Raw genomic sequence first — 18,842 nt, 5'->3', positions numbered from 1 at the left:
TCGATGCTTTTTATAGTATTTTCGTACTTTTGGCTACTTGTTTTTAAAATGAAGGAAGAGGCAGAGGATGGAACAAACGGTATTTTCAGAGAAAATGACGGGGCTCACCATTGATGAGGTGATCCGCGACTACGAATTTACGATGCAGACCAAACATTTTCATGACAGCTTTGAATTGTATTTTCTGCTGGAAGGAGAGAGGTACTACTTTATTGACCGGGAGACCTACCATGTAAAAAAGGGGATGGTGGTTCTGGTCAACCGCCAGCAGATTCACAAGACCAGTCTGGCCGGGAAGTCGTATCACGACAGGATCCTTCTGCAGATCAGCCAGGAAGGCTTCAGCCCATTGCTGGAGCAGGCGGGAGTGGTTCCGTTAACCAGGATGTTCGAGGAGAACTATGGCGTAACCGAGCTTCCGGAAAAGGTGTGGGAGCAGGTGAAGCGCCTGCTGTTCGAGATTCGGGAGGAGTTAAGGGAAAAGCAGGGAAAATACGATGGGATGGTAAAGCTGAAACTGGCGGAGATTCTTCTGCTCATTTACCGCTGCCGCAGGAACCGGGTATTTAATAAGCAGGGCGGGGAGATTTCCACAGTGCAGACGGCCAGACACCAGAAGGTTCATGAGGTGGCCGACTATCTGCTTCACCATTATGACACAGACGAATCGCTGGAGGACCTGGCGGAACGGTTCTTCATCAGCAAGTCGTATTTGAGCAGGATCTTTCGGGAGGTGACTGGTTTCTCCGTCAATGAGTACCGGAATATCACCCGGATCCGGAAGGCAAAGGAACTGCTGGCGGGCAGTGAGTATTCGGTAACAGAGATTTCGGAGCTGTTGGGATTTGAGAGTGTGACGTATTTTGAACGGGTGTTTAAGAAATTGACGGATAAGACTCCGCTTAAGTATAGAAGGATTTGCTGTGGGGATATGGAGGGGTAGAGGGAAGATTCATTTGAGAAAGGCAAGCAGGGGGGATTTCATTTCCCCGCCTCCCTGCCGCGATCCTATAACCTCAGTTATTCATGATCCCCAGTCTTATAATCGTCTCTGGCCCAGTTGGGTGCATGGATGGGGCCGGCTTTTGCATTACCATTTTTAGCGGCGCCCTGAATTTCGGGTACCTGGGCCTGCTCATTCTCAGGACGATTCATTTTATGATGATTTTCGGTTCCATGATTATCCGCATCATAAGGACTGGGTCTTCTCATTCCTGCTTTTGCCATGATCATACCTCCTGTCTGCAGTAGTTTCTGTATCATTGGGAGAAAATATGCAGGAAACTTCTGCTGACAGATGAATGGACCGGGAAAAGCCGTTTGGCAAGGCGGCAGGAAAGAAGAGGAACATAGAAAACACCGGGAATTCCAGTAAATATATGGAATCCCGGTGCTTTTTAACATTTTTATTACTGCGCATATCTGTACCGTGCTTAAACCATTCGCTGGAAAAAGCCGTGACTTACCGCTCTAAGATTCTTGCGATTAGTGAGAATTATTATATAGCCTGATCTTTTTATCAAAATGGTGAAACACGTTCTACCGTAAGAGTAGCGTTCGTAAGCGGAGTCAAATTAAAAGATGCGGATCCTGTGGAAGAAAACGATAGATCAACGGTACCGCTTAGGAACTCAATGACGCTTCCTTGTAAGATCGTATTATCAGTTGTGGATAATGTGCTGTACTGCAATGTGGAATCGATGAAGCTGCCGTTTTGCCGTACTCCCGCCGAAATTGTCTGGTCTGGCGTCTCAACTGGGGCTATACGGATCATATAATTAATTTCGTATTCACCTGGAATAAAAATTTGCAGTTCGTTTGGATTTGTCCCAACATCAAAAGAAGGCATAAAATTATTGAGTTGTACCTGTTCAATCTGGCCGCTGGTGGTAAAAACAAATGTTTGATCAATATTGGAATAAAGACCGCCAAATGCATTTTGCGTTGATTTACCATCAATTTCCACAGTTGCTGGATTGTCAAATAAATTAATATTTAAATTGGGGGATATAAAGTTTAAATCCTCTCCAAACCTAATGGGGATTGGGCCACCATTACCGTTTATATAAAACAGAACATCTCCCGGATTAAAGGAGCCCTCCGGTCCCTGCTCACCCTGTGGGCCTTGTACCCCTTGCGGCCCGGGTTCACCCTGCGGCCCTGTTACCCCTTGTTGTCCCTGTTCGCCTTGCGGACCTGTTACGCCCTGCGGCCCGGTTACGCCCTGCGGCCCGGTTACTCCTTGTTGTCCCTGTTCGCCCTGAGGTCCAGGTACCCCTTGTGGTCCCTGTTCGCCCTGAGGCCCAGGTACCCCTTGTGATCCCTGTTCACCCTGTTCGCCTTGTGGCCCGGTTACACCCTGCGGTCCGGTTATGCCTTGTGGTCCCTGTTCACCCTGTGGTCCAGGTGCACCTTGTGGTCCCTGTTCGCCTTGTGGCCCGGTTACGCCTTGTGGCCCCTGTTCACCCTGCAGCCCCTGTTCGCCTTGTGGTCCGGTTACGCCTTGCGAACCGGGTATGCCTTGCGGTCCCTGTTCGCCCTGAGGTCCAGTTACGCCTTGCGGTCCCTGTTCGCCTTGTGGTCCAGTTACGCCTTGCGGTCCTTGTTCGCCCTGTGGTCCCTGTTCGCCCTGTGGCCCGGTTACGCCTTGCGGTCCCTGTTCGCCCTGTGGCCCGGTTACGCCTTGCGGTCCGGTTACCCCTTGCGGTCCGGGATCGCCCTGCGGCCCTGTTACGCCTTGTGGTCCCTGTTCGCCCTGCGGCCCTGTTACGCCTTGCGGTCCCTGTTCACCCTGTAGCCCCTGTTGGCCTTGTGGCCCGGTTACGCCTTGTGGCCCCTGTTCACCCTGTAGCCCCTGTTGGCCTTGTGGTCCGGTTACGCCTTGCGGTCCCTGTACGCCCTGTGGTCCGGGATCGCCCTGTGGTCCGGTTACGCCTTGCGGGCCCTGTTCACCCTGTAGCCCCTGTTGGCCTTGTGGCCCAGTTACGCCTTGTGGTCCCTGTTCGCCCTGAGGCCCGGTTACGCCTTGTGGTCCCTGTTCACCCTGTAGCCCCTGTTCGCCTTGTGGTCCGGTTACGCCTTGCGGTCCCTGTACGCCCTGTGGTCCGGGATCGCCCTGTGGGCCTGTTACGCCTTGTGGCCCGGGATCGCCCTGTGGCCCAATTACGCCTTGCGGTCCGGGATCGCCCTGTGGGCCTGTTACGCCTTGCGGTCCCTGTTCGCCTTGTGGTCCGGTTACGCCTTGCGGCCCTTGTACGCCCTGTGGTCCCTGTTCGCCCTGTGGCCCGGTTACGCCTTGCGGCCCTTGTACGCCCTGTGGTCCCTGTTCGCCCTGTGGCCCGGTTACGCCTTGCGGTCCTTGTTCGCCTTGCGGTCCCTGTTCGCCCTGTGGCCCGGTTACGCCTTGTGGTCCCTGTACGCCTTGCGGTCCTTGTTGGCCCTGTGGTCCGGTTGGTCCCTGTTGGCCTTGTGGTCCGGGTACCCCCTGAGGGCCAGGTACACCCTGTGGTCCTCGACAGCAAGAGCAGTTGCAGCAGTTATTACAGTTTTTATGGTAATTTTCATCCATGCAGTTATATATATTCATGTTTGTATCCCCTCTTCCATTATGAATCTTAGAAACCAGATGAGTATCAAGCTTCTAATATAATTTTATTCTGGATAGTGGAAATAGTTCACCTGTTATGAATGGTAGCTATGTTCATTTTGCTTCATAATTACATGATATGATGGTTTGGCATAGAGCTTGGAATCGTCAACATTTCTGTTATATTTAAATAGCGTCAGGTCATTTTCGATAAGGAAGTTTCGGTTCACTCTGGCCAACGGCGTCGCTTTTGTCACTTATACACATCCATTCTACAAAACCCTGGAAGCGTACCTAATCAGGTCATAGCGTTGCCCAACCATCCGCTTCGATTCCATTTGTCTGCAAGAATCAAACGGTACATGCAAAATCTGAACAAAAACTGACTAATACATTTGAACTTCTGGATGAATGTGGCAAAGTCTATAAGCTGGCTGATGATTTACAAAAAAGAATGTTTATTCAGGCTGTAAGCGGATACTGGTTTCTGAGGATTTGACGCTTGATGCTGAGTATAAGGAACCGTTTGATTCAATCCTTTTCCCCGAAATGTTACGCTGGAAGGTGAGTTTGAGAAATGTGGCCCAAAAATGAAAGATGGGCTACCGAAACCGGCTGCCCATCTTTCATTGCTTAGATCTATTGAATTTGCTAATACCCAAACCACCGTAAATTTTTACAAATGGTTTAAGTATGGACTTTCTGGTGCGGGTAACAGGACTTGAACCTGCACGGTCTCCCACCAGAACCTAAATCTGGCGCGTCTGCCAATTCCGCCATACCCGCTGACACCAATGGATGATACCATCTGAGGGCGGAAATGTCAAGAATTTATAATTAAGCTTTGTGAGCACCTTTGCGGATAATCGGATAGATTTCCAATGCCAGCAGTGAGAATACTACGATATATGCTAAATATGTCATATGTAACACCTCTCTTTCTTTGATACCATTATTATATACAGGAGGAGGAAAAAGGGCAATCCGCATAGTATCTAAAAAATATTTAGGAAAATACTAGATTGAATACAGAATATACAAAAATATTTAGGTAGCCTAAAAGTTTTTCAGGTACCGTATGTTGCGTCGCACAGAGTGATAAAATAATGTCAAATGAGAACGTAAAAAGAGGAAGCTTTACTCCACAAAAAAAAGTCGTACTCGACGACTTTTTTGGCTGGTCTTTACATACCATGTCATTACTGAGACACCGGGGACTCGAACCCCGGACAACTTGATTAAAAGTCAAGTGCTCTACCACCTGAGCTAGTATCCCAAAGCTGGGCCAGCCAGATTCGAACTGGCGACTGCAGGAGTCAAAGTCCTGTGCCTTACCGCTTGGCGATGGCCCAATATCGTATGATAATTCCAGATAAAAAAAAATTCCCTATAAGGGAAAGGTGAGTAGAGGGATTCGAACCCTCGGCCTCCAGAGCCACAATCTGGCGCGATAACCAACTTCGCCATACCCACCATAAACAAATCGCACACATCGCTGGTTAATTGATGTGAAACGAGCCTGAAGGGATTTGAACCCCCGACCCACGGCTTAGAAGGCCGTTGCTCTATCCAACTGAGCTACAGACTCACAAGCGGGTGATGGGAATCGAACCCACGTATCTAGCTTGGAAGGCTAGTGTTCTACCATTGAACTACACCCGCAGATAAACATGAGAGACAGTAGTTAAAATAACAAATGTTATCTTTTTACTATCATCGGGGTGACAGGATTCGAACCTGCGACCTCCTGGTCCCAAACCAGGCGCTCTAGCCAAGCTGAGCCACACCCCGTAAACAGAATTTCTCTGTAATTTTTATCCACCGTCTCGCGACGCAAGAGTTATTATATACGATACTGCAAAACTTGTCAACCGTTATTTGAAAAAAATAAAAAAAAGTAGCAGTTCAGCCTTAGCTTCCAGCTGCCGTTTCCCGGTCCGGCGCTTTCGTTTCCTGGACCTTTCCAGTTCCGGTTTCGGGCATAAGCATTTCTAAATGTACAGGATTTTACTAAAAGCCAGGGAAAATTCTGCGCATTAAGAACTGTTAATGCCCTGCAAAGTCACAGGAAAGGTCCAGAAAACGAAAGCGCCGGACCGGACAGCGGCAGCTGGAAGCTAAGACTGAACTGCTATAAAATAAAAAATCCCCCATAAATGGGAGGGGCCGGCAGTAACCATCGGGTTACTGCCGGCCGAGTATGAAAAATAAAAAGTCAATGTTAAAAGGGTGGGGTTCCTTTACATTATTTAGTATAGGAGAAAATTGTGTCATAAATTTGTCCGCACCATAAACATTTCATAAAAAAACTTAAAGAAATATGAGGAAATCTTGAAAAATGGGAGAAGAAATATAAAATCCGGCGGGAAGCCGCCAAATGGGTGCCGAAACCGCCTGTTTATGGTATACTAGCCGGTAGAAGACATCGATCGCGGACTGCGATCGAAGAGAGCCACAGATGATATCCATAGAAAGGAAAATCCCCATGCTTTATTATGAATTTTACGAATCCGCACTGGGTCCGCTCACCATAGGAGATACGGACGGCGCGGTGAGCAGTATCAGCTTCGGCAGAATCCCTCTGAAGGAGGGCGTTCAAAAGGAAACAGACTTAACGCTCCAGGCCGCCAAAGAGATTGCGGAGTATCTGGCCGGTAAGCGCACGGCATTTGATCTGCCGTTGAGACCGGAGGGAACACCATTTCAGAAAAGAGTCTGGGACGCGCTTCTGACCATTCCTTATGGGGAGACGAGAAGCTACAGGGACATTGCGGTCCTTGCCGGAAGCCCGAAAGGATTCCGGGCGGTGGGGATGGCCAATAACCACAATCCCATCCCGATTCTGATTCCGTGCCACCGGGTAATCGGTGCGGATGGGAGCATGACCGGGTATGGGGGCGGACTTCCTATTAAAATAAAGCTGCTGGAAACAGAGCGGGGAGGAAAGTAACGTGCAGCTGCCATTGGTGAGTATAATTGTTCCAATTCATAATTCGGAGAAGACACTGAAGCGGTGTGTTGACAGTATTTTAAAGCAGGATTACCAGGAGCTGGAGGTATTTCTGGTAGATGACGGAAGTGAAGACGGGAGTCTGGCAATATGCCGTGAGTATGCAAAGCAGGACGCCAGGATCAAAGTAATCCGCAAGGAGCAGTCCGGGGTATCCGACGCCCGCAATCTGGCAATGGACCAGGCAGAGGGGAAATACCTGCAGTTTGTGGACAGTGATGACTGGGTCACCCCGGATGCCACGAGGATGATGGTATCCGCGGCAGAGCATAGCTCCTGCGATATGGTCATCACCCATTTTTTCCGTGTCAACCATGATAAAATAAGAAGAAAAGGCCATATCAAGGAATACGAGGTTATGACCAGGGAAGGCTTTGCGGAGCACATGATGGAAAAACCGGCCAACTTTTACTACGGAGTCATGTGGAATAAACTGTACCGCCGGGACATTTTGAACACACATATGCTTCGATGCAGCAGGGAATTGAACTGGTGTGAAGATTTTCTATTCAACCTTCAGTACCTCTGTTACGCGGAGCGCATCTGTGCGCTGCCGTATCCCACCTACTATTACGTGAAGACGAAGAACAGCCTGGTGGCGAAGGAAGCCACGATGAAGAATACGATTCAGACGAAAAAGTTTATATTTACCTATTATAAAGAACTTTATGAAAATATTGACCTCTACGAGGAAAATAAAGGGAAGATCAATCGATTCCTGATCTCCATCGCTTCGGACGGCCATTGAGAGGCCTGTTTTCCGGCTCCGCATGGCGCGGATTCCGGCCGGTAACAAAAGGAAAATAATGAGAACATGATAAACAGAACATAAAGTTTATTAAGAATTGTTTGTGATTCTTTCGGTTCTTTTAATACACTATACAAAAGAATCTGAACATGTTATAATCCTCTTCGTCGCAACAAGTTAAGACAGATTATGAGGAGAGATTATTATGAGAAAGAACAGCAGGATCATTACGCTGGCAGTGGCGGCAGCCGTTATGATGGCAGTAACTGCATGCGGATCAAAAGATAAGACAGAGACAACCGCTTCCACAGAGGCAACGACAGAGGCAGTAACCACTACCGGGGCAGAGACGACAGCGTCAGAAGCTGAAAGTACAGAGGAAGAAGACCAGGCAGAAGAGGAAGAGATGGATGAGGCTGATGAGGCCGCGGAAGAAACTACCGCATCTGCAGCGGGTGAGATTGGTTCCGACGGCGTATTTAAGGCAGCCAACGGCAAGTTTGAGATCAAGGTTCCGGCCGGCTGGACCATCGATGAGGGAAGCGACGATGAATATGTGACCTTCCTTTCCGCAAGCGGTGACGACATGCTGGAAATCATGACGATCAGCGGCAGTTCCGCAGACTCTATCCGTGAGATTTATCCGGATACAGCGGAAGAATACAAGAATATGGTGAGCCGCGGCGATGACATGGCGATTCTTTCCTACGATGTGAAGACGAAAGATGACGGAAGCCAGACCTTCCAGTACTCCATGAAGTACACGAATCCTAACGACGGGATTCACTACCTTGCTGAATCCGGTTCTTATGACGCGGCAAAGCAGACCTACTCCTGTGCGACAGGAACGGTTATGTCAACTGATGAGGCCGTTTCCAAGCAGGTTGAAGAGGCAGTAAAATCATTTAAGATTAAATAATCCGGTTTTGACGGATTGGAACAAGTAAGAGAAAAGGGATATGACCCGGAGTGATGGGGTCATATCCCTTTTTCTTCTGCCGTAAGGCGGATCAGACTGCCGCCCAGAAGGGGGACATCCTCCTCCTGATGGGTACTGATAATCGCCAGCTTTCCGGCTGTCTTCTGTTTGACAAATTCGATGACCTTTCTTCGTGTGTCCTCATCCAGACCGGTAAACGGTTCATCCATGAGGACCGCGTCAAATGGCACCGCCAGCGCCCGGCAGACGGCAACACGCCGCTTCATTCCACCGCTTAAGGTGGAGACCGGCCGGTAGATGGATTCCTCGGGGAGAAGTTTACATAAATCTTCCTTTACGGACTCCCGTATTTCCTTCGTTACCTTCGGGAAGACCATCAGCACATTATCGAGGGAAGAGAAAGATTCACACAGGCGGTTCTCCTGAAAGACCGCCGAGAGGAATGCGCCCTCTGTCCCGGATACCGTTCCGCTGTCAGGCTGGTCGAGTCCGAGAAGAATCCGGAAGAAGGTGGTCTTTCCCGAGCCGGAGGTGCCCATGAGGCAGTATATGTCTCCGGTCCGGAAGGTCTGGCTGACCTGGCTGAAGACTTGTCGCCCGTCAAATGATTTTGAGAGATTCGTTACTGTAATTTCCATAGTGATTGGCTCACGCACCCCGCTTTCTTTTCGCTCTGTTCTGGCGTTCTGCCGCCTTTAGAAGCTCGATGAAGACCTTTTCAAACAGGCCGCTGATGACAATGATTACCAGAGTCCAGGCAAATAGATCCGCTGTGCTCAAATAGATTTTTGCCATGTAGAGTTTTTCACCGATGGAGTGGTCTGGCACACCGATGACCTCGGCTGCGATACCGGATTTAAAGCTCATGCCCAGACTGATATTGGCGCCGCTTATGAGATAGGGAAGCAGGGCGGGCCAGTAAATGTAACGGAATTTCTTCCAGCCCGACATATGAAAGACCCTGGCCATCTCCAGAAGCTGGGGCTCCGCGCTGTGAAGCCCGGCGATGGTATTGATGTAGATCATGGGAAATACCACCAGAAACGCGATAAAGACTGACAGGTTTCTGGAACCGATCCAGATCAGCGCCAGAATGACGAAGGAAGCCACCGGCACCGATTTGACAAGAACCATGACGGGTTCCAGCAAATCCTTTAAGAATGGAAAACGGCAGGCGGCGCTTCCCGTCAGGATGCCGGCCAGGAACGCGCCTAAGAAGCCGGTACTGATTTTGCCGAAGGTAAGGCCGATCGTCCTCCAGAATTCCGCCGTGGAGATCTGGGCAATCAGCGCCCCCGCAACCTCCGCGGGGCCGACCAGGATAATGGAATTGTGAACGGCAATGCTGATAAACTGCCAGAGCACCAGCCAGAAACAGATGATGCCGGCTTTTCGCCCCAGACCTGATGGTTTCATGGTGTGACCCTCCTCGCTTATTTTGTCTGAACTTAACCGTACTAAATTTACCAGACAGCTTACTGCAAAAATTCAGCGGCCGGAGACCGGCCGCCGGATACATACTTAACTATTCATTATTTATGGCATATAAAAGAAGTCTTTCGCAGGAAGCTCGCCGCCCACTGTGGTCGGGTCCATTTCATACAGAGCGGAAAGATATTCGTAGAGCATGTTTTTCATATCGCTTCCGTCAATATAGGTAATGCTGCAGTATGGAATCGCCTTTTCTGCCACCGGGGCCTTTTCGATGATGCCCGCGGCTGCTACGAGTTTGGCTGTCTCGGCTACGTTCTCATTGGCAAATGCGGCAGATGCTTTCTGTTCTTCCATAAATGTTTTGACTGCATCACCATGTTCTTCGAATAATTCACCGCGGCAGATGGTTACACCCGTTACGAGGCTTCCGCCGTCCTCACCGGATACGGCTTCCCATTCCCTGGTCAGATCGAGCACCATCTTGAGGGTGTCATTCTGGGCCATGGCCACTGTGACGAATGGCTGCGGAAGAAGTCCGATACCATCCGGCTTTTCTTTTAAGAGAGCGGCAACCTCGGTCGGCTCTGATTTGTATTCGAGAGTGACATCATCCGTGGTCATACCATTTGCCTTCAATAAGTACTGAAGTGCGTAATCCGGTGTCGTTCCCTTGCCGGTTAAGTAAACGGTTTTTCCTTTTAAATCCGCGATGGATTTGATGGAGTCATCGGACGATACTACGTACAGAACTCCCAGAGTATTGATATTTAAAACATTAACGCCGTGGTTGGTCTTGTTGAAAATGATGGAGGCCATGTTGGAAGGCACCAGAGCGATATCGAGATCTCCGCTCACGATCTTTCCAAGCAGTTCATCGGCTGCGGTCACCATGGTGAATTCATAGGAACCTTTTGCCTCGCCCTTTGACGCCTGATCCATCAGCTCGACCAGTCCCATGGAGGTAGGCCCTTTTAAGGAACCGACGCGAAGCGTAAAGTCAGAAGACGCAGCGCCGGCGCTTTCCGTCTCCGCTTCCGTTTCAGGAGCTGTTGTGGTTTCTTCTTCAGTTGTCTCGGCAGCAGCCTCTGTGGCAGCCGCTGCTGTGGTTTCAGCCGCTGTCTCACCGCCGTTCTTTGCACAGCCGGTAAGAGCCGCCGCCGTCATGGCAAGAGCCATGAGTACAGGTAATACTTTTTTCATAATTATCATCCTCGCTTTCTGTCCGTATCAATAACCCGGCGGCATAGTCACTTGACTATGAAATAAAAAAACCACACCAAAAAGGCATGGGGAATCCCGCGATCGATGATTTCTCCTCGCCTTCTCCGTCAGGTAATCCTTTCGGGTTAGAACGAACAATTCCAGTATACCATTACCTGGCAGGTTTTGTCAAAATGTTACTGGTTTCCATTTTACCTGTTCAGATCTATTATAAATTGTGATATACTGTAATTACTTATACTTATATCACAGAAAGGAAATGAAGGAGGATAAAGACAAGATGAACGAAGTATATGAGAAACTGCAGGGCTGTTTAAAGAGTGTGCGGGAAAAGACAGATTTTAAGCCGGAGATTGCACTGGTTTTAGGCTCTGGTCTGGGAGAATACGCGGAGGAGATCGAGGTTGCCGCGGCCATTGATTACAAAGATATCGAAGGGTTTCCGGTATCTACGGTGCCGGGACACAAGGGCAGATTTATCTTCGGCTATGTAAACGGCGTTCCGGTCGTGATCATGCAGGGCCGTGTTCACTTCTATGAGGGGTATCCGATGAGTGATGTGGTGCTTCCCGCACGGCTCATGGGACTTATGGGGGCGAAGATCCTGTTTCTTACCAACGCTTCCGGCGGTATTAACGGCACATTCCATGCGGGCGATTTCATGCTGATTCGTGACCATATCGCAACCTTTGTGCCGTCACCGCTGATCGGCGCTAACATCGACGAGCTGGGGCCGAGATTCCCTGATATGAGCGATATCTACAGAAGAGAGCTGCGTGACATTATAAAAGAGACGGCGAAGGAAGAGGGCATTGAGTTAAAAGAGGGCGTGTATTTACAGCTTACCGGCCCCAGCTATGAATCCCCTTCCGAGGTATCCATGTGCAGGACGCTGGGAGCGGATGCGGTCGGTATGAGCACGGCCTGTGAGGCTGTGGCGGCAAATCACATGGGAATGGCTGTCTGCGGTATTTCCTGCATCACCAACATGGCGTGCGGTATCAGCAAGGAGCCTCTGAGCCATACCGAGGTCCAGGAGACAGCAGACCGTGTGGCACCGCTGTTCAAGCGCCTGATTACGGCCTCTGTCACAAAGCTGGCAGGCAGATAGCCAGAGGAACAGAAAGGGGAGTATTGATCTTATGGATAAGAAACTGTCAGAGCGGATTCTGGCTTCCGCCGGAGCGAAGAAGGCGTCTCTGGTACTGAAGCATGGAACCGTTGTAAATGTATTTACCGCCGGACTGGAACAGGCAGATATCGCCATCGAGGACGGCTGCATCGTGGGACTGGGGGATTATGAAGGGGTAACGGAAATAGATTTAAAGGGAGCAGTCGTCTGTCCCGGCTTGATAGACGGCCACATTCATCTGGAGAGCTCCATGGTGGCGCCGGGAGAATTTGAGCGCACTGTCATTCCCCACGGCACCCAGGCCGTCATCACCGATCCCCATGAGATCGCCAATGTGGCGGGCACCCAGGGAATCCAGTTTATGATGGAGCGGACGAAGGGGCTGACGCTGGATGTCTTCTTTATGCTCCCATCCTGTGTGCCGGCTACCGGTCTGGATGAGTCTGGAGCCGTGTTATCGGCAGATAAGCTGGAACCATTTTATAAAGAAGAGCGTGTGCTGGGCCTTGCGGAGCTGATGAATTCCTACGGCACCACGAGGGCGGACCGTGGGATTCTCGACAAGCTTTCGGGCGCTCTCGACAGGAATAAGCTGGTGGACGGCCACGCCCCCGGCCTTTCCGGCAAGGAACTGAACGCCTACGTGACAGCCGGTGTGAAATCGGATCACGAGTGTTCCGATGCTTCCGAAGCGATCGAGAAGCTGAGCCGTGGCCAATGGATCATGATCCGGGAGGGCACGGCTGCCAGGAACCTAGAGGCGCTGATTCCGCTGTTTCAGGAGCCATACTACCACCGGTGCATGCTGGTGACAGACGACAAGCATCCGGGCGATTTACTCCGTCTCGGCCATATTGATTATATCATACGGAGAGCCATAAGCCTTGGCGCCGACCCGGTTCACGCCGTGATTATGGGTTCCTACAACGCGGCTCAGTATTTCGGGTTAAAAGACAGGGGGGCGGTAGCGCCGGGATACAAGGCGAATCTTATCGTAGTGTCGGATTTTGAGAATTTCCGTGTGGAGCAGGTATATAAAAATGGGAAGCTGGTAGCGGAAAATGGTTCCATGAAAGAAGGAATCCTGGCTGCGGAGATAAAGCACATAGACACGCCCGTAAGGGTCGGAGATTCCTTCCATTTAAAGGAAATCGTGCCGGAGCAGCTCCATATAGAAAAAAAGAGTGATCAGGTGCGGGTATTATGTTTAACGCCAGGCGAGCTGACCACCACGGAACGTCTAGTATCATGGACTGAAAATGAGGGATACGCCCCAGGTGTGGACGTGGATCAGGACATCGTAAAAATGGCAGTATTTGAGCGCCACCACGACACCGGCCACATTGGGCTGGGCTTCTTGGGCGGCTACGGACTGAAAAACGGTGCGGTAGCGACCAGCATTGCCCACGATTCCCATAATTTAATCATTGCAGGAACCAACGATGGCGACATGGTTCTGGCTGGAAACACGGTACGAAAGAACCGCGGAGGCCTGGCGGTAGTAGCGGATGGTAAAGTCCTGGGCGAACTTGCCCTGCCCATTGCCGGATTAATGAGTGAAGAGGCGGCGGAAGCTGTAGATGAAAAGCTTGAAAAGCTAAAAGAAGAAGCCGGGAAACTGGGAATATCGAAGTCGATCGACCCGTTTATGACACTGGCATTCGCCAGTCTGCCGGTAATTCCGAAGCTGAGGTTAAACACATATGGACTGATAGATGCAGAAAAGCAGGAGATCGTGGATGTCATGGTTGGATGTATGTGAAAAAGTACAGCACAGATGAAGTTTTCTGATTGATAATAATATGTCAATGTGAGATAATGTACGCAAAGGGCAGAGCCAGGCAGATACACCCGAAGCCGGCGCGGAATATGAAAAGCCGTTTTTGCCTTTCATATTCCGCGCCGGCTTCGGGTGTATCTGTATGGCGAGCGAAGCGACCCTGGAATGCCGGAGGCATTTCAGGGCTCTGCCCGCACCCCCCGCCACTATGAGCGACCATTCAAACCAAGTATTTTATTCACCCATCACCATCACCACCACAACCAAACACAAGATATTGGAGGGAGATTTTCATGAGAGTTACAATCTGTATAGGAAGCGCATGTCATTTAAAAGGTTCCAGAGAAATCATCGCCCAGCTCCAGCAGTTGGTAAAGGAGAATCATTTAGAAAGCAAAGTAGACTTAAATGGTTCCTTCTGCAGCGGAAACTGTGTCAACGGGGTCTGTGTAACCGTAGACGGCCAATTATTCTCTTTAAAACCAGAAGACACAAAGGAGTTTTTCGATAAAGAAATCGTAGGGAGGCTGTAATCATGGCGATTATTGATTTCAAGGCTACGAAATGCAAGCACTGTTACAAATGTGTCCGCAACTGTGAAGTCAAGGCGATCATGATTAAAGATGAGCGGGCCGAGATTATGCCGGACAAATGTATTTTATGCGGAAAATGCATGCAGGTCTGTCCACAGTCAGCGAAAACGCTGGTAAGCGATTTAAACACTGTAAAGGGTTACATAGCGAATCACATCCCAACCGTCGTATCCATCGCCCCATCCTATATGGGATTATTAAAATACAAGACCATCGGCCAGGTGAGTGCAGCCCTTCGCAAGCTCGGTTTCACAGACGTCCGCGAGACGTCGGAAGGCGCAGCCGTGGTGACGGCTGAATACGCACGGCTTCTGGAAGAGGGGGAGATGGAAACGATCATCACCACCTGCTGTCCGAGCGTCAATGACTTAATTGAGATCTATTATCCCCAGCTAATCCCCTACATGGCGCCAATTGTCTCGCCGATGATTGCCCACGGCAAGATGCTGAAGGAAGAGCTGGGACCGAATGTAAAGGTCGTATTCTTAGGCCCGTGTATCGCCAAGAAGAAAGAAGCGGGCGATGTCCGCCACGATTCCTGTATCGACGCGGTCTTAAACTTCAACGATATCAACCGCTGGCTGAATGAGGAAGAAATCACCATCGAGGACTGTGAAGACATTCCGTTCCGCCATCTGGATCCCAAGGTCAACCGCCTCTATCCGGTCACCAACGGAGTCGTGAATTCTGTTCTTGCCACAGAGGAGAAGAAGGACGGCTATCGGAAATTCTACGTTCACGGCGCCAGGAACTGTATCGATCTATGCGAAAGCATGGTGCGCGGTGAGATAAAAGGCTGTTTCATCGAGATGAACATGTGCTCCGGCGGCTGCATCAAGGGACCGACCGTAGAGGACGAGAGCATATCCAGATTCAAGGTAAAGCTGGATATGGAAGAGACCATCGAAAAAGATCCTGCAAAAAAGAGCGAGGTTGAGGAAATCGTCAATAAAATCTCCTTCAATAAGTTATTCATGGACCGTTCTCCGAGAGAACCGATGCCGACAGAGGCCCAGATCCAGGAGATCCTTAAGAAGACGGGGAAGACGAAACCGGAGGACGAGTTAAACTGCGGCGCCTGCGGTTATTCCACCTGCCGGGAGAAGGCCATCGCCGTATTCCAGAAGAAAGCCGAACTGGGAATGTGCATTCCGTTTATGCATGAAAAGGCCGAATCCTTATCAAATCTGGTGATGGAGACATCTCCGAATATCGTTCTGATCGTGGATAAGGACATGAAGGTTCTGGAGTATTCTGCGGTTGGTGAGAAGTATTTCGGGAAGACGAGGCAGGAAGCCTTAAATATGTATTTGTATGAATTCATCGATCCGTCGGATTTCCAGTGGGTCTATGATTCCCATCAGAATATTCATGGAAAAAAGGTGACCTATAGCGAATATAATTTCTCCATGCTCCAGAATATCGTTTATATTGAAAAAGAGGACGTGGTGCTCGCCACATTTATCGATATCACGAAGGAAGAGGAGCTGGCGAAGCAGGAGTATGAAAAGAAGCTGGAGACCATCGATCTGGCGCAGCGGGTAATCCATAAGCAAATGATGGTAGCCCAGGAAATTGCCGGTCTGCTGGGTGAAACGACAGCAGAAACAAAGACCACGCTTACAAAGCTCTGCCGGTCCCTGCTGGATGAAGGAAGTGAAAGCGAGGTCAAGTGATGGGAGTAACAGTAGACGTTGCATACAAAAGCCTGAATAAGTTCAACGAGGTCCTGTGCGGCGATAAGGTGGAACTGCTCCAGACGGAGAATTCCAACATCATGATTCTCGCCGACGGCATGGGAAGCGGAGTCAAGGCTAATATTCTGGCGACCCTGACTTCGAAGATATTGGGAACCATGTTTTTAAACGGCGCGACTCTGGAGGAATGCGTGGAGACGATCGTGGAGACGCTTCCGGTCTGCCAAGTGCGGCAGGTGGCATATTCCACATTCAGTATCCTGCAGGTATTCCATAACGGAGACGCCTATCTGGTGGAATTTGACAATCCGAGCTGTATCTTTATCCGCGCCGGAGAACTGGTTCCGATTCCCCAGAATATCCGTGTAATTCAGAACAAGAAGATCAACGAGTACCGTTTCCGGGTAAAAAAAGGAGATGCCTTAGTTCTGATGAGCGACGGCACCATCCACGCCGGAGTGGGGCAGCTTCTAAACTTTGGCTGGCTCTGGGAAGACATCGCCGCCTATGCGCTGAAACAGTACCGGATCACGATCTCTGCGATCCGTCTGGCCACGGCCCTCAGCCGGGCCTGTGACGAACTGTACCAGTTCCGTCCGGGAGATGACACGACGGTGGCTGTCATGCGTATCATTGACAGGAAGCCGGTGCATCTGATGACAGGACCCGCCAGGAACCCGGAGGATGATACCGCCATGGTGGCCGAGTTCATGTCGGGAGATGAATTTACCAAGCGTATGGTCTGCGGCGGCACCAGCGCCAATATCGTGGCCAGAACCACGAAGAAGAGCCTGGACGTCTCGCTGGATTACAATGATCCCGATATTCCGCCGATCGCCTACATCGATGGCATTGAGCTTGTCACGGAAGGCGTTCTCACCTTAAACCGCGTTCTCCAGCTGCTGAGGCGTTATGTAAAGAACGAGGCGGTCACAGAAGAATTTTTCCTGGAGCTGGATAAACCAAACGGTGCGTCCATGGTGGCGAAGATGCTGATCGAGGACTGTACGGAACTGAAGCTGTACGTTGGAAAAGCCATCAACAGCGCATATCAGAACCCCGGTCTTCCATTTGACCTCGGTATCCGCCAGAATCTGGTGGAGCAGTTAAAACACACGGTGGAAGAGATGGGAAAAAAAGTTACGGTAACTTATTATTAATGAGATTTGCTATAGATATCCATTCTGCTTCCGGCAGATGGAAGTTACGAGGAGGAAAATTATGGTAACAAACGATGCAACATTACTTCGCATAAAACATCAGGTATTGTACGAGGTGGCGAAAATGGCGTGGGAAGGCTGTCTGGAGCAGCGCAGGGAAGAGATTCCCTACAAGATGCTTCCGGGCCCGAAAGCACAGTTCCGCTGCTGTATCTACAGGGAACGCGAGATCATCAGAGAACGTGTTCGCCTTGCAGAGGGCTTATGCCCCAGTGGAAAAGATACGAAGAACATTGTACAGGTTATCAGCTCCGCCTGTGAGGGATGTCCCATTGCCCGCTACGTCGTAACCGACAACTGCCAGAAGTGTATGGGAAAGGCATGTCAGAATTCCTGTAATTTCGGAGCCATTTCCATGGGCCATGACCGTGCCTATATCGATCCTGAGAAATGTAAGGAGTGCGGCAAATGTTCCCAGGCGTGTCCGTATAATGCAATTGCAGACCTGACCCGTCCGTGTAAGAGAAGCTGTCCGGTGGACGCTATCACCATGGATGAGGACGGTATCGTTGTAATCGACGAGAGCAAATGCATCCAGTGCGGCGCCTGTATCCACAGCTGCCCGTTCGGAGCGATCGGTTCCAAGACATTCCTGGTGGATGTCATCAACTTAATCAAGGCAGGCAAGAAGGTAGTTGCCATGGTGGCGCCGGCAACAGAAGGCCAGTACGGACCGGAGATTACCATGGCCAGCTGGAGGACTGCGCTTAAGAAGATCGGTTTTGCAGACATGGTGGAGGTTGCTCTGGGCGGCGATTTAACCGCGGCTGCGGAAGCGGCAGAGTGGGCGGAGGCATATAAAGAGGGCAAGAAGATGACGACTTCCTGCTGTCCGGCGTTCGTCAACATGATTAAGCAGCACTATCCGATGCTGCTCGACAACATGTCAACGACCGTCTCCCCGATGTGCGCTGTATCCAGAATGTTAAAGGAAGAGGATCCGGAGACCATCACCGTCTTCATCGGGCCGTGTATCGCAAAGAAGAGCGAGACTCTGGATTTAAATATTAAAGACAACGCGGACTATGCCATGACGCTGGGCGAGGCTCACGCCATGATGGTGGCAAAGGGCGTAGATTTAGAGCCGGAAGAAAATACACTTCAGCAGGGATCCGTATTTGGAAAGCGTTTCGGCAATGGCGGCGGCGTGACGGCAGCAGTTTTGGAATGCTTGAAGGAGACCGGCGAAAATGCTGATATCAACGTCATGAAGTGCAACGGAGCCGCAGAATGCAAGAAAGCCCTGATGCTGCTTAAGATTGGCAAGCTGCCCGACGATTTCGTGGAAGGCATGGTCTGTGTCGGCGGCTGCGTGGGCGGCCCCAGCAAGCACAAGAGCGAGACTGAAGCCAAGAAAGCCAGGGACTTACTGATCGGCCAGGCGGATAAGAGAGAAGTTCATGAGAACTTAAAGATGCAGGGCGCAGAACAGGTGGCAATGCACCGGCATTAGGGAGTTGGCAGAAATGGAAGCCCCGTCG

General features: G+C 50.4%; 15 protein-coding genes and 7 tRNA genes. 10 read left to right on the top strand and 12 right to left on the bottom strand.

Annotated elements, in window-relative coordinates:
- The first annotated feature begins 67 nt into the window (after positions 1-67).
- Positions 68-943, top strand: coding sequence for an AraC family transcriptional regulator (locus H8S75_RS05540; protein ID WP_187019950.1), 876 nt, complete (start codon positions 68-70; stop codon positions 941-943).
- A gap of 77 nt (positions 944-1,020) precedes the next feature.
- Here H8S75_RS05540 and H8S75_RS05535 read toward each other — a convergent pair whose 3' ends face one another.
- The 9 genes from H8S75_RS05535 to H8S75_RS05495 all read right to left on the bottom strand — a co-directional run bounded on the left by H8S75_RS05535 (position 1,021) and on the right by H8S75_RS05495 (position 5,377).
- Positions 1,021-1,227, bottom strand: coding sequence for a hypothetical protein (locus H8S75_RS05535; protein WP_002604593.1), 207 nt, complete (start codon positions 1,225-1,227; stop codon positions 1,021-1,023).
- Between the two features lie 292 nt (positions 1,228-1,519).
- On the bottom strand, positions 1,520-1,966 hold the full coding sequence (locus H8S75_RS32600; protein ID WP_243270209.1) for a hypothetical protein: 447 nt from the start codon (positions 1,964-1,966) through the stop codon (positions 1,520-1,522).
- A gap of 2,323 nt (positions 1,967-4,289) precedes the next feature.
- Positions 4,290-4,372, bottom strand: a tRNA-Leu gene (locus tag H8S75_RS05525).
- A 417-nt stretch (positions 4,373-4,789) separates the two neighbouring features.
- Positions 4,790-4,862, bottom strand: a tRNA-Lys gene (locus tag H8S75_RS05520).
- Positions 4,863-4,866: 4 nt separating this feature from the next.
- Positions 4,867-4,938: transfer RNA gene (locus H8S75_RS05515), tRNA-Gln, on the bottom strand.
- A gap of 46 nt (positions 4,939-4,984) precedes the next feature.
- Positions 4,985-5,060 (bottom strand) — tRNA-His (locus H8S75_RS05510).
- 40 nt (positions 5,061-5,100) lie between these two features.
- Positions 5,101-5,174: transfer RNA gene (locus tag H8S75_RS05505), tRNA-Arg, on the bottom strand.
- A gap of 3 nt (positions 5,175-5,177) precedes the next feature.
- Positions 5,178-5,248, bottom strand: a tRNA-Gly gene (locus tag H8S75_RS05500).
- 54 nt (positions 5,249-5,302) lie between these two features.
- A tRNA-Pro gene (locus H8S75_RS05495) sits at positions 5,303-5,377 on the bottom strand.
- Positions 5,378-6,071: 694 nt separating this feature from the next.
- Between H8S75_RS05495 and H8S75_RS05490 the strand changes: the two genes are divergently transcribed.
- From H8S75_RS05490 to H8S75_RS05480, 3 genes are all read left to right on the top strand, one after another.
- Positions 6,072-6,536, top strand: coding sequence for a methylated-DNA--[protein]-cysteine S-methyltransferase (locus H8S75_RS05490; protein ID WP_187020604.1), 465 nt, complete (start codon positions 6,072-6,074; stop codon positions 6,534-6,536).
- Between the two features lies 1 nt (position 6,537).
- Entirely contained in the window at positions 6,538-7,344 is an 807-nt protein-coding gene (locus tag H8S75_RS05485) for a glycosyltransferase family 2 protein (RefSeq protein WP_187019949.1), read from the top strand.
- 205 nt (positions 7,345-7,549) lie between these two features.
- Positions 7,550-8,263, top strand: a complete 714-nt coding sequence (locus H8S75_RS05480; protein WP_055656595.1) for a hypothetical protein — start codon at positions 7,550-7,552, stop codon at positions 8,261-8,263.
- A 59-nt stretch (positions 8,264-8,322) separates the two neighbouring features.
- Here the strand turns inward: H8S75_RS05480 and H8S75_RS05475 are convergent, their stop codons facing one another.
- The 3 genes from H8S75_RS05475 to H8S75_RS05465 all read right to left on the bottom strand — a co-directional run bounded on the left by H8S75_RS05475 (position 8,323) and on the right by H8S75_RS05465 (position 10,918).
- Positions 8,323-8,922 carry an ABC transporter ATP-binding protein gene (locus tag H8S75_RS05475; RefSeq protein WP_117622617.1) on the bottom strand — a complete coding sequence of 200 codons (600 nt, stop codon included), beginning with the start codon at positions 8,920-8,922 and terminating at the stop codon, positions 8,323-8,325.
- A gap of 10 nt (positions 8,923-8,932) precedes the next feature.
- The gene (locus tag H8S75_RS05470) at positions 8,933-9,700 is read right to left on the bottom strand and encodes an ABC transporter permease (RefSeq protein WP_002604588.1); all 768 of its coding nucleotides are present in this window, start codon (positions 9,698-9,700) and stop codon (positions 8,933-8,935) included.
- A gap of 120 nt (positions 9,701-9,820) precedes the next feature.
- On the bottom strand, positions 9,821-10,918 hold the full coding sequence (locus H8S75_RS05465) for an ABC transporter substrate-binding protein (protein WP_187019947.1): 1,098 nt from the start codon (positions 10,916-10,918) through the stop codon (positions 9,821-9,823).
- A 301-nt stretch (positions 10,919-11,219) separates the two neighbouring features.
- Here H8S75_RS05465 and H8S75_RS05460 point away from each other — a divergent pair, with 301 nt between their 5' ends.
- From H8S75_RS05460 to H8S75_RS05435, 6 genes are all read left to right on the top strand, one after another.
- Positions 11,220-12,050 (top strand): purine-nucleoside phosphorylase, encoded by an 831-nt coding sequence (locus H8S75_RS05460; RefSeq protein ID WP_187019945.1) that lies wholly within the window; start codon positions 11,220-11,222, stop codon positions 12,048-12,050.
- 31 nt (positions 12,051-12,081) lie between these two features.
- On the top strand, positions 12,082-13,833 hold the full coding sequence (gene ade / locus H8S75_RS05455; RefSeq protein WP_187019944.1) for an adenine deaminase: 1,752 nt from the start codon (positions 12,082-12,084) through the stop codon (positions 13,831-13,833).
- Between the two features lie 311 nt (positions 13,834-14,144).
- Complete coding sequence (locus tag H8S75_RS05450) at positions 14,145-14,384, top strand: (2Fe-2S) ferredoxin domain-containing protein (RefSeq protein WP_002604584.1); 240 nt, start codon at positions 14,145-14,147, stop codon at positions 14,382-14,384.
- Positions 14,385-14,386: 2 nt separating this feature from the next.
- Complete coding sequence (locus H8S75_RS05445; protein ID WP_187019942.1) at positions 14,387-16,120, top strand: [Fe-Fe] hydrogenase large subunit C-terminal domain-containing protein; 1,734 nt, start codon at positions 14,387-14,389, stop codon at positions 16,118-16,120.
- The gene (locus H8S75_RS05440; RefSeq protein WP_187019940.1) at positions 16,120-17,301 is read left to right on the top strand and encodes a SpoIIE family protein phosphatase; all 1,182 of its coding nucleotides are present in this window, start codon (positions 16,120-16,122) and stop codon (positions 17,299-17,301) included. The genes H8S75_RS05445 and H8S75_RS05440 overlap by 1 nt, the downstream gene beginning before the upstream one ends.
- Positions 17,302-17,362: 61 nt before the next feature.
- On the top strand, positions 17,363-18,814 hold the full coding sequence (locus H8S75_RS05435; protein ID WP_187019939.1) for a 4Fe-4S dicluster domain-containing protein: 1,452 nt from the start codon (positions 17,363-17,365) through the stop codon (positions 18,812-18,814).
- Positions 18,815-18,842 lie beyond the last annotated feature (28 nt).

This window comes from Hungatella hominis (genome assembly GCF_014288005.1).
Lineage (GTDB): Bacteria > Bacillota > Clostridia > Lachnospirales > Lachnospiraceae > Hungatella > Hungatella effluvii.
Note: the sequence above shows the minus strand (reverse complement) of the source record. Positions and strands in the feature narration are given on the sequence as shown.

Bases quoted from the DNA above. Each gene is read 5' to 3' on its own strand.
- H8S75_RS05440 (WP_187019940.1), top strand. From the start codon at position 16,120: ATGGGAGTAACAGTAGACGTTGCATACAAAAGCCTGAATAAGTTCAAC.
- H8S75_RS05480 (WP_055656595.1), top strand. From the start codon at position 7,550: ATGAGAAAGAACAGCAGGATCATTACGCTGGCAGTGGCGGCAGCCGTT.
- H8S75_RS05475 (WP_117622617.1), bottom strand. From the start codon at position 8,922: ATGGAAATTACAGTAACGAATCTCTCAAAATCATTTGACGGGCGACAA.
- H8S75_RS05465 (WP_187019947.1), bottom strand. From the start codon at position 10,918: ATGAAAAAAGTATTACCTGTACTCATGGCTCTTGCCATGACGGCGGCG.
- ade (WP_187019944.1), top strand. From the start codon at position 12,082: ATGGATAAGAAACTGTCAGAGCGGATTCTGGCTTCCGCCGGAGCGAAG.
- H8S75_RS05445 (WP_187019942.1), top strand. From the start codon at position 14,387: ATGGCGATTATTGATTTCAAGGCTACGAAATGCAAGCACTGTTACAAA.
- H8S75_RS05535 (WP_002604593.1), bottom strand. From the start codon at position 1,227: ATGGCAAAAGCAGGAATGAGAAGACCCAGTCCTTATGATGCGGATAAT.
- H8S75_RS05435 (WP_187019939.1), top strand. From the start codon at position 17,363: ATGGTAACAAACGATGCAACATTACTTCGCATAAAACATCAGGTATTG.
- H8S75_RS05490 (WP_187020604.1), top strand. From the start codon at position 6,072: ATGCTTTATTATGAATTTTACGAATCCGCACTGGGTCCGCTCACCATA.
- H8S75_RS05450 (WP_002604584.1), top strand. From the start codon at position 14,145: ATGAGAGTTACAATCTGTATAGGAAGCGCATGTCATTTAAAAGGTTCC.
- H8S75_RS05470 (WP_002604588.1), bottom strand. From the start codon at position 9,700: ATGAAACCATCAGGTCTGGGGCGAAAAGCCGGCATCATCTGTTTCTGG.
- H8S75_RS05460 (WP_187019945.1), top strand. From the start codon at position 11,220: ATGAACGAAGTATATGAGAAACTGCAGGGCTGTTTAAAGAGTGTGCGG.
- H8S75_RS05540 (WP_187019950.1), top strand. From the start codon at position 68: ATGGAACAAACGGTATTTTCAGAGAAAATGACGGGGCTCACCATTGAT.